A 9,647-nucleotide genomic window follows, 5' to 3' on the forward strand; every position below is an offset into this window, starting at 1 on the left:
TCCGGGCGGGGTCGCCGTAGGATCGCGCCATGGCGACCCGGTTCTCCGTCCCCGCAGGCACGAAGGGCGCCCGCGCCGGCGCGAAGGGCGTCCCCGGGCTCGAGCTGGAGCTCGAGCGCCTCCGCCCGCAGCTGACGGGCTACTGCTACCGCATGCTGGGCTCGTGGTTCGAGGCCGAGGACGCGGTGCAGGAGACGATGGTCCGCGCATGGCGCCGGTCGTCGACCCTGACGGAGCGCGCCGCGCTGAAGTCCTGGCTGTACCGGATCGCGACGAACGTCTGCCTCGACGCGTTGAAGGGCACGAAGCGTCGCGCCCGGCCGATGGACCTGGGTCCGTCGTCGACCGCCGAGTCGGCGCTCGGCGGGCTGCCGGAGAACGTCTGGATCGAGCCGGTGCCCGACGTCCGCGTCCTGACGTCGGGTGCCGATCCGGCGGACGTCGCGGCGGACCGCGAGACCATCCGCCTGGCGTTCGTCACCGCGCTGCAGCACCTGCCGCCCCGCCAGCGCGCGGTCCTGGTCCTGCGCACGGTCCTGCACTGGAGCGCGGCCGAGGTCGCCGACCTGCTCGAGACGACGGTCGCGTCGGTCAACAGCGCCCTGCAGCGGGCCCGGGCGACCCTGGACGCGGTGCAGCCGTCCGAGGACCTGACGGCCCTGGGCGACGGCGACCGCGAGCTCGTCGAGCGCTACGTGGACTGCTTCGAGCGCTACGACGTCGACGCCCTCGTGGCGCTGTTGCACGAGGACGCGACCTTCCAGATGCCGCCGATGGAGCTGTGGCTGCGCGGACCGGAGCAGATCGCGGCGTTCTACCGCGGCCAGGGCGCGGCGTGCCGTGGCTCCCGCGTCGTGCCGACGACCGCCAACGGCAGCCCCGCGTTCGGGGCCTACAAGCCCGACGCGGACGACCCGGAGCTCTTCCGGCCCTGGTCGATCGCGGTGCTCGAGATCGCCGGCGGGCGGATCGTCGGCATCCACAACTTCCTCGACACCCGCCTCTTCGCCGAGTTCGGCCTGCCGTCCGAGCTGCGCGGTGCGCGCACCGCGCAGCTCGCGCCGCTCTAGGCGGCCGCGCCCGCGCGGTCCCGGGCGGCGGGGCCCGCGGTCGCCAGCAGGTGCTGCTGCAGGAACGCGGTCTGATCGGCGACGGCGCGCTCGAACGCGCCACCGACGTAGATCGCGAAGTGCCCGATCGGATAGCGGATCACCGTGCCCCGGGGCGCGGTCTCCCCCATCTTGACCGCCGACGCTGCCGGGGTCGTGTCGTCCTCGTCGCAGACGCAGACCAGCAGCGGCGCGCGGACGCCGGGCGCCGACCGGACCGGCCGGTAGAGCGCCATCGTCAGCATCAGGCGCGCGGCGAAGGCGTTCTGCCAGAGGCTGTCCTCGCCGGTGATCGCGTCGAAGCCCGGGACGGCCTCCGGTGCGGACATCGCCGCGTAGCCGCCGGGCTCGGCGACCGCGGGGATCAGGTGCGGCGGACGCCCGACGAGCGAGCCGACCTTGTCCCGCAGACCGTCGACGGTGAGGCGGACGAGGTTCTTCGGCGGCACCTTCGCGACCGTCGTGAGACCGTCGGCGAACGGTGCCTGGGAGACGACGGCGGCCAGCCGGGCGTCGCCGGCGGCCACGGCGACGACGTGCCCGCCGCTGAACGAGCTGCCCCAGAGCGCGATCCGCTCCGGGTCGATCCCGTCGAGGCCGCGGACGTAGGCGATCGCCGCGCGGTAGTCGTCGTGCTGCCGGCCGACGTCCAGCAGCTGGCGCGGGTGGCCCCCGCTGGCGCCGAAGTGGCGGTAGTCGAAGACCAGGGCGGCCATCCCGGCGGCCGCGAAGCGCTCGGCGAAGGCCGGCAGGCGGTCGTCGCGGGTGGCGCTGAACCCGTGGGCCATCACCACGCAGGGGACGTCGCCGGAGGCCTCGCCGTCGGGCCGGTAGAGGTAGGCGGCGCAGTGCGCGTCGCCGGAGGGGAACGTGACGTCGGTGCGGTCGACCATGCCCCAGGCTAGCGGCGCGGCGCGGGGCCACGGGACTCGTCCCCGAACTCCGGGGCCGAGCTCCCGGCCGGCTCCCCCGGGGTCGCCCACCGGGCCGGCGTCCCGCTCATCCGGACGACGGGGGCGAGCTGGTCGACCGCGCCGAACGGCCCGTCGAGGCGGATCCGCAGGTCGCCGGTCGACGCCGCGGGCGTGCCCGGCGCCCCGGTGGGGTCGACCCGGCCGGGCTGGTCGCGCAACCACATCGCGGTGCGCGCGAGCGAGGTGCGGACCTGCCAGCTGCCGCCCTCGGTCGCCCGACGCCGCAGCGCCACCATCGCGCCCAGGGCCGCCAGGTAGCCCGTGGCGTAGTCGCACGGCAGCGCGGGGACGATCGTCGGGCGTCCGTCCGCGTCGCGGTGCTCGTCGGCCCAGCCGGTGCTGCACTGCGCCAGCGGCTCGAAGCCCGGGCGGGACCGCCATGGGCCGACGTGCCCGTAGGTGTCGGTCGAGACGTGGACGATGCCCGGCCGCACCTCCGCCAGACGCTCGGCGCCCAGCCCGCGGCGGTCGAGCACCCCCGGGCGGGCGTTCTGGCAGACGACGTCGGACCGGGGCACCAGCGCCAGCAGCCGCGCCAGGTCGTGCCCGTCGGCGAGGTCCAGCGACGTCCGGCGCTTGCCGGGCGCGGTCTCGATCGCGGCGCGCCGGACCTCGTGCAGTCGCGGGGCACCCACCTGCAGGACGTCGGCCCCGTGCTCGGCGAGGGTCCGCCCGCAGGCGGGTCCGGCGATGATCCGGGTCAGGTCGAGCACCCGGACGCCGTCCAGCGGCCGGGGATCGACGGGCGCCGGCAGCGGCTCCGGGGGTGCGTCGCCGATGCGCTCGACGAGGACGACCGGGAGCTCCCGCAGGGCGCGGCCCTGCGGGTGGGCCTCCCACTCCGCGGCGCTCAGGACCAGCGCTCCGGGGGCGCCCGCAGCGACCAGCGCGTCGACCAGCTCCTCCGCCCCCCGGGTCGAGACCGCCCGGGCGATCGCCTCCCGGTCCCCGCGGCACCGCAGGACGGCGAGGGTCCGCTCCTCCAGCGGCGGGAAGGCCCCGTAGGTCTGCACCCAGCCGTCCCGCGCGGCGAACAGCCCGACGCCGGCCAGCCGGCCCGTCGGATCGGGGTCGAGCGTCTCGCCGTCGACCACCTGGTCCAGGAACCCGCGCAGCGACGCCGCGGCGTGACGGACGTCGACGGCGACCCGCTGGGCGGGCAGACCACGGTCCTCGCCCAGGCGTGCCGCGGTCACCCCGACGGCGGCGTGGATCGCGGCCGCCGCCTCCCCCAGCGGGTAGCGGCAGGCCAGGACGGGGTCGCGCCCGCCGATCGTCGCCGACCCGCCGGGCTCGAGGCGCAGCTCGTCGAGCAGCGCGGTGAGCCGGAGCTCTCCGGGCGACAGGGCGGCGGGCACGGGTGGAGGAGGTCCGGGGTCGGGGTCGCGCGTCGCCGGTGCCGGCTCGTGCCGCCGGGTCGGCGCGCCCACCCGGCTCAGGGCAGCAGGACGATCTTGCCGCGCAGGTGCCCGGCCTCGCTGACCCGGTGGGCCTCCGCCGCCTCGGCCAGCGGGTAGGTCCGCCACACCGGGAGGACGAGGTCGCCGGCGGCCAGGCGGCGCGCGAGCTCGGGGAACGCGTCGGAGACGTCGACGCCCTCGTCGCTGCCGGAGAACCGGACGCCGTGCTCGTCGGCGTCGCCGGCCGCGATGGTCAGGACCCGCTCGGGCCCACCGGCCAGCGCGACGGAGGCGGCGAGCTCGCCGCGACCGGACGCGTCGAGCACCGCGTCGACGCCGTCGGGTGCGGCGGCCCGGACGCGGTCCTCCCAGCCGTCGCCGTGGCGCACCGGCGAGGCGCCGAGCTCGCGGACGAACGCCTGGTTGTCGGATCCCGCGGTGCCGACGACCGTGGCCCCCCACGCGAGCGCGAGCTGGGTCGCCACGATGCCCACCCCGCCGGCGGCCGCGTGGATCAGGAGGGTGTCCCCGGGGCCGATCCCGAGCTGGCGCAGCACGCGGTAGGCCGTCCGCCCGGCGACGCCCACGCCGCCGGCGACCTCCCACGGGATCTCGGAGGGCCGGGCCGTCAGCGACGCCGGCCGGGCGAGCGCGAGCTCGGCGTGGGTCGCGCTGCCGGTGCCCAGCACGTGGTCGCCCACCGCCACGGAGCTCACGCCCGGTCCCACGGCCTCGACGATGCCCGCGAGGTCGTTGCCGATCCCCGACGGCGCCGCGAGCTCCCGCCCACCGGCCCACAGCCCCTTGCGGCGCTTCCAGTCGGAGGGGTTGACCCCGGCGGCCCGTACGCGCACCAGCACCTGGCCGTCGCCGGGAACCGGGACGTCGACCTGCACCAGCTCGAGCACGTCGGGCCCGCCGTAGGCCGAGAAGCGGATGGCGCTCGTCATGCGCGGGACCCTACCCGGCGTCGACGCGACGCCCGGGGAGACCGGCACGACGCGGCGCGACGGACGGTGTCGGGCGACCGCGCCCGGGAACGACACCGGCCCCCTTGCGGGGGCCGGTGCTCGGAGGTGGAGACGGCGGGAGTTGAACCCGCGTCCGCGACCGCGCCAAGGGCGACGTCTACGAGCGTAGTCGGCGTATCTGGGTCTCACGCTCCGTCGGTCCCGTCGACCCACGTCCGAAGCGCCAGCCCTCCTGAGATGTCCCCGGCGCGACGAGGGCGTCCGCGCAAGGTGATCCGGCTGAGTTGATACCGGGAACCCCCGCCGCCGGCGAGCGAGGCCCGATACCTCACCTACCTAGTGTGTGCTAGGCAGCGAGGGCGTACTCGTGAGAGTCCGCATGTGTGTGTTGTGGGGGTGTTTAACGAGGCCTCCCCCACCTCGGCTCGCAATCACCCCCGCGAACCGACCGCGTCGAAGCCTGTCGCCCCCGGAGGTGTCGCCCGCGAACGGACGAGGTCCCAGTGTAGCGCGCCGGACGGGCGGACCTCCTGGGTCCGGGCGTGCCCCCACGGACGCTCCGTGGGCCCGGGCGGGCGGGGCCGCTGGCCCCGCCGACCCTGTGCGCGGCGCGGCGGCGGTCAGTCGTCGTCCTGCCCGCCGCCGGACGTCGGGAACTTCCGCGCGTCGCCGTCCTCGGCGTCCGGTGCCGGCGGGGACCCGAGGGGGTCGGCCTCCGGTGGGGCGATCTCCTCGGGCTCGGGGCCGTCCAGCTCCTCGTCGTCCTCGAGCCACCCGGCGGCGGCCGCGACGCCCGCGATCACCGGCGTGGCCAGGAACGCGCCGACGATCCCGAGCAGCGCGCTGCCCGCGCCGACGCCCAGCAGGACGGTCAGCGGGTGCAGGCGGACCGAACGGCCGATCAGCAGCGGGTAGAGCACGTTGCCCTCGATCTGCTGCACGACCAGGGCGACGACGAACGCGCCGACGGCCCCCTCGATGCCGTTGGTCGACAGCGCCACGAGCATCGCCGCGAGGCCGGCGACGATCGCGCCGACGTACGGGATGAACGCCAGGACGAAGGTCAGGATGCCCAGCGGGATGGCGAGCGGGATGCCGAGGATCGACAGGCCGATCGCGATGCCGACACCGTCGATGACCGCCACGACGACCTGGCTGCGCACGAACTGGGTGATCGCGGTCCAGGCGCGCCGACCGCCGTCGTGCCAGGAGACGCGGCTCTCGGCCGGGGCGAAGCGCAGGAACCCGCGCCAGAATCCGGTGCCGTCGATCAGCAGGTAGATCAGCATCATCACCGCGAGGAAGACGCTCGCCGCGACGTTGACGACGCCCTGCGCGGCGGAGATCACGCCGGTCCCCAGCTGCCCGCCGATCGCTCCCAGGGAGTCCTGGAGCTTGTCTGTGAGGTCCTTGGAGTACCGCTGGATGTCCTCGTCCTTGACGCCCAGGTCGTGGAGGACGTCGGGCAGCTGCCGGATCCCCTCCTCGACCTGGTTGCCGATGTCCTCCGCCTGCTTGACGATGTCCGGCGCCACGACGGTCACGAGACCGGTGACGATCGCGATCAGCAGCAGGACGGTGACGATGGCCGCGAAGACGCGCGGGAGGCGGAGCTTCGCGTGCAGGAACGCCGCGACCGGCATCACCAGCGCGGCCAGGAGCACGGCCACGAAGAACGGCAGGAGGATGAACTGCAGCCGGCTCCAGACGAGGAGCAGGCCGTAGCCGACGACGCCGATGACCCCGACGCGCAGGGCGTTGAGGCTGAGACGCTCGAGGGACACGCGGCCCTGGCGGTGCTCGGGCGTCACGGGAGGGGGGATGCGTGGACCTGCGGAGCTCACCACTGCATCATCCCGGTTCGTGCGGCGATCCCCGTCGTGGCGGGGGATCGGCGCGGACGTTCGGCAGGTCGTGTTGGAACGACGCGTCCACGTCGTCCGGGCGGTCGGCCCGCAGGACGAGCACCCGCCAGCCCGTCGGCGGGTGGAGCGTGGTGCCGACGACGCGCATCCCGAGCCGCTCACCGACCGCCAGCGACCGGGCGTTGTCGGGGTGCACCAGCGCGACGACCGACGCCACCCCCAGCGCCGACCAGGCCACGTCGAGGGCCGCACGTGCCGCCTCCGTCGCGAACCCGTGCCCCCACTGCGCGCGCGGCAGGCGCCAGCCGACCTCGAGCGCCCCGGCCGTCCCCCGCGTCCCGAACGGCACGGCCGTCAGCCCGCAGAAGCCGGCGAACGCCCCGTCGTCCCGCCGCTCGAGGGCCCACAGCCCGTGGCCCGCGCGCGACCACTCGCTCCGCAGCCGCGACCGCAGTCCGTCGCTACCGACGGCGTCCAACGGACCGGAACCGATGTGGCGCATCACCCGGGGGTCGGCGTTCATCGCGGCGAAGGGCGCGCGGTCCCCGGCGCGCCAGGCCCGCATCCGGAGGCGGTCGGTGACCAGCTCGACCCGCGACCGGCGGGGGCCCGCGGGATCCCCGGGGTGTGGTGCCCCGGCGACGGGCGCGGCGTCGGGCTCCCGCTCCATCACGGCGACGCTAGCGGTCTGAGAGGCTTGCCGCATGAGCACGAGCGTGGAGCACACCGACGTCGCCTGGGACCTCGAGACGCTGGTCCACGGGGAGGGACCCGACGGCGTCCTGCGCCTGCTCGACGAGGCGCAGGCCCAGGCCGACGAGTTCGCCGCCGCCTACCAGGGCAAGGTCGCGGACATCAACGGCGCCGGCCTGGCCGCCGCGATCGGCGAGCTGATCGAGCTGACGGACCTCGTCGGCCGCGCGGGCTCGTACGCGTCGCTGAAGTTCGCCGAGGACACCGCCAAGCCCGAGCACGGTGCCCTGCTCGCCGCGGTCGAGGAGCGCGGCACCGCGATCCAGACGAAGCTCCTGTTCTTCGAGCTCGAGTGGACCGCCCTGGACGACGCGAAGGCCGACGAGCTGCTCGCCTCGCCCGGCGTCGAGAAGGCCCGCCACCACCTGCGGGTCGTGCGCAAGGAGAAGCCGCACCTCCTGACGGAGCCCGAGGAGCGCATCCTCGCCGAGAAGTCGTCCTCCAGCCGCGGTGCGTGGGACCGCCTGTTCGACGAGCTGACCTCGGTGATCGAGGTCGAGCTGCCGGGCGACGGCGGCGCGTCGCAGGCGGTCCCGCTCGACGTGGCCCTGTCGCAGCTGACGAGTCCGGACCGCGCGACCCGCAAGGCCGTGGCCGAGGCCGTCACGAAGGCGCTGCAGCCCGGCCTGCGCACCCGAGCGTTCATCTTCAACACCCTGCTGCAGGACAAGGCCGTCGAGGACCGCCTGCGCGCGTTCCCCAGCTGGATCGCCTCGCGCAACCTCGCCAACGAGGCCAGCGACGAGTCCGTCCAGGCGCTCGTCGACGCGGTGCAGGAGGCCTACGACGTGCCGCAGCGCTGGTACCGCCTGAAGGCGCAGATCCTCGGCGTCGACAAGCTCGCCGACTACGACCGCATGGCGTCGGTCTCGCAGGCCGACGAGCAGGAGTTCTCGTGGGCCGAGTCGACCGAGATGGTCTACACGTCGTTCGACGCCTTCTCGACGGAGATGGGGGACGTCGCCCGCAGGTTCGTCGACGAGGGCTGGATCGACGCCCCGGTCCGTCCGGGCAAGCGCGGTGGCGCGTTCTGCGCCTACACGGTGCCCAGCCACCACCCGTACGTGCTGCTGAACTGGACGAGCCGCCGGCGCGACGTGCTCACGCTCGCCCACGAGCTCGGCCACGGCATCCACGCCTACCTCGCCCGTGAGCGCGGCCCGTTCGAGCAGACCACCCCGCTGACGCTGGCCGAGACGGCGTCGGTCTTCGGCGAGACGCTCGTCTTCGACCGCCTGCTCGAGCAGACCACCGAGCCCCAGGCGCGCCTGGGCCTCCTCGCCGAGCAGATCGAGGGCTCGATCGCCACGATCTTCCGTCAGACGGCGATGAACCGCTTCGAGCACGCCGTGCACACCGCGCGGCGCGAGGAGGGCGAGCTGTCCGTCGAGCGCTTCGGCGAGCTCTGGCACGAGAGCCAGGTCGCGATGCTCGGCGACGCCGTCGACATCAGCGACGGCTACCGCTCGTGGTGGTCCTACGTCCCGCACTTCATCGGCACCCCCGGCTACGTCTACGCGTACGCCTACGGCCAGCTCATGGCGCTGTCGGTCTACGGGAAGTACCGCGAGGAGGGCCCGTCGTTCGCGCCGAAGTACCTCGAGCTGCTCTCCACCGGCGGCTCGAAGGCCCCGGAGGACCTCGTCGCGATCGCCGGCCTGGACCTCGCCGACAAGGGCTTCTGGCGCAGCGGCCTGGCCCTCGTCCGCGAGCAGCTGGACCAGGCCGAGCAGGCGGCCAAGGACGCCGGCGCGATCTAGGCCTTCCACTCCGCGGTGCGCTCCGGCGAGGCCGCCGCGAGCGCCTCGCGGAGGCCGTCGGCGTCGGCCTGCAGGCCGTAGGCCGGCGTCCCGGGCTGCTGACGCCACGACTCGTCGAGCTCGCCGGCGTCGACCGGCTCGAAGCCGAGCTCGGCGACCAGGGCGGACACGGCGACCTTCGTCTCCGGGTCGTCCCCGGCGACGGGGATCGCGAAGCGCGGGCCGTCCGGCTCCCCGACGTCGAGGATCCGCTGGGCGTAGACGCCGTTGAAGACCTTGACCACGGGACGGCCGAGCTGCTCCGCGACGTACTGGCTCTCCGTCTGGCCGTCCTCGATCGCGTCGATCCGGCCGTCGCGCTGCTGCGGGTAGTAGTTGTTCGTGTCGATGACGACGGCACCGTCGGCCGCTCCGTCGAGGATGTCGTCCGGCAGGTCCTGGACCTTCACGAGCGGGATCGTGACGATGACGACCTCGGCCCCCTCGGCCGCCTCCGTCGCCTCCACGGGCGTCACGCCCTCGACCGCCGCGAGCTCCGCCAGGGTCTCCGGCCCGCGCGAGTTGGCGATCCGCACCTCGTGCCCGAGCGGCCCGAGCCTCCGGGCGAGGTTCCCGCCGATGTTGCCGGCGCCGATGATTCCGATCTTCATGGATCTGGTCTATCGGACCGGCCCACGCATGCCGCGGCGCTCGGCGATCCGGCGGGTAGGCGCGTGGGCGATTCGGCGCGTGGGCGCGTGGGCGGTCCGGCGCGTGGGCGCGTGGGCGGTCCGGCGCGTGGGGGCGTGGGCGGTCCGGCGCGTGGGGGCGTGGGC

General features: G+C 74.9%; 8 protein-coding genes and 1 other RNA gene. 2 read left to right on the plus strand and 7 right to left on the minus strand.

All coding sequences use genetic code 11. The annotated features are described in order from the left end of the window. The first annotated feature begins 29 nt into the window (after window positions 1–29). Window positions 30–1,070, plus strand: a complete 1,041-nt coding sequence (locus tag Q7T67_RS15875) for a sigma-70 family RNA polymerase sigma factor (RefSeq protein WP_304791759.1) — start codon at window positions 30–32, stop codon at window positions 1,068–1,070. Here the strand turns inward: Q7T67_RS15875 and Q7T67_RS15880 are convergent. The 6 genes from Q7T67_RS15880 to Q7T67_RS15905 all read right to left on the minus strand — a co-directional run bounded on the left by Q7T67_RS15880 (window position 1,067) and on the right by Q7T67_RS15905 (window position 6,989). Then, window positions 1,067–2,002 (minus strand): alpha/beta hydrolase, encoded by a 936-nt coding sequence (locus tag Q7T67_RS15880; protein WP_304791761.1) that lies wholly within the window; start codon window positions 2,000–2,002, stop codon window positions 1,067–1,069. The two genes, Q7T67_RS15875 and Q7T67_RS15880, sit on opposite strands and share 4 nt — an antisense overlap. A gap of 8 nt (window positions 2,003–2,010) precedes the next feature. After that, window positions 2,011–3,441, minus strand: a complete 1,431-nt coding sequence (locus tag Q7T67_RS15885; RefSeq protein ID WP_304791764.1) for a CoA transferase — start codon at window positions 3,439–3,441, stop codon at window positions 2,011–2,013. A 77-nt stretch (window positions 3,442–3,518) separates the two neighbouring features. Continuing rightward, entirely contained in the window at window positions 3,519–4,433 is a 915-nt protein-coding gene (locus Q7T67_RS15890) for an NADP-dependent oxidoreductase (protein WP_304791767.1), read from the minus strand. Window positions 4,434–4,557: 124 nt separating this feature from the next. Beyond that, window positions 4,558–4,925: a transfer-messenger RNA gene (ssrA, locus tag Q7T67_RS15895) on the minus strand. 149 nt (window positions 4,926–5,074) lie between these two features. Next, on the minus strand, window positions 5,075–6,298 hold the full coding sequence (locus tag Q7T67_RS15900) for an AI-2E family transporter (RefSeq protein ID WP_304791770.1): 1,224 nt from the start codon (window positions 6,296–6,298) through the stop codon (window positions 5,075–5,077). Window positions 6,299–6,305: 7 nt separating this feature from the next. Continuing rightward, entirely contained in the window at window positions 6,306–6,989 is a 684-nt protein-coding gene (locus tag Q7T67_RS15905; protein ID WP_304791773.1) for a GNAT family N-acetyltransferase, read from the minus strand. Window positions 6,990–7,023: 34 nt separating this feature from the next. Between Q7T67_RS15905 and Q7T67_RS15910 the strand changes: the two genes are divergently transcribed. Beyond that, entirely contained in the window at window positions 7,024–8,832 is a 1,809-nt protein-coding gene (locus tag Q7T67_RS15910; RefSeq protein WP_304791775.1) for a M3 family oligoendopeptidase, read from the plus strand. Here Q7T67_RS15910 and Q7T67_RS15915 read toward each other — a convergent pair. Beyond that, complete coding sequence (locus tag Q7T67_RS15915) at window positions 8,829–9,482, minus strand: NADPH-dependent F420 reductase (RefSeq protein WP_304791778.1); 654 nt, start codon at window positions 9,480–9,482, stop codon at window positions 8,829–8,831. The genes Q7T67_RS15910 and Q7T67_RS15915 overlap by 4 nt on opposite strands. Window positions 9,483–9,647: the final 165 nt, after the last annotated feature.

Origin of the sequence: Patulibacter sp. (genome assembly GCF_030655195.1) — a bacterium.
Classification (GTDB): Bacteria; Actinomycetota; Thermoleophilia; order Solirubrobacterales; family Solirubrobacteraceae; genus Patulibacter.

Coding starts and splice junctions, on each gene's coding strand:
- Q7T67_RS15875 (WP_304791759.1), top strand. CDS start 30: ATGGCGACCCGGTTCTCCGTCCCCGCAGGCACGAAGGGCGCCCGCGCC.
- Q7T67_RS15880 (WP_304791761.1), bottom strand. CDS start 2,002: ATGGTCGACCGCACCGACGTCACGTTCCCCTCCGGCGACGCGCACTGC.
- Q7T67_RS15890 (WP_304791767.1), bottom strand. CDS start 4,433: ATGACGAGCGCCATCCGCTTCTCGGCCTACGGCGGGCCCGACGTGCTC.
- Q7T67_RS15905 (WP_304791773.1), bottom strand. CDS start 6,989: ATGGAGCGGGAGCCCGACGCCGCGCCCGTCGCCGGGGCACCACACCCC.
- Q7T67_RS15910 (WP_304791775.1), top strand. CDS start 7,024: ATGAGCACGAGCGTGGAGCACACCGACGTCGCCTGGGACCTCGAGACG.
- Q7T67_RS15915 (WP_304791778.1), bottom strand. CDS start 9,482: ATGAAGATCGGAATCATCGGCGCCGGCAACATCGGCGGGAACCTCGCC.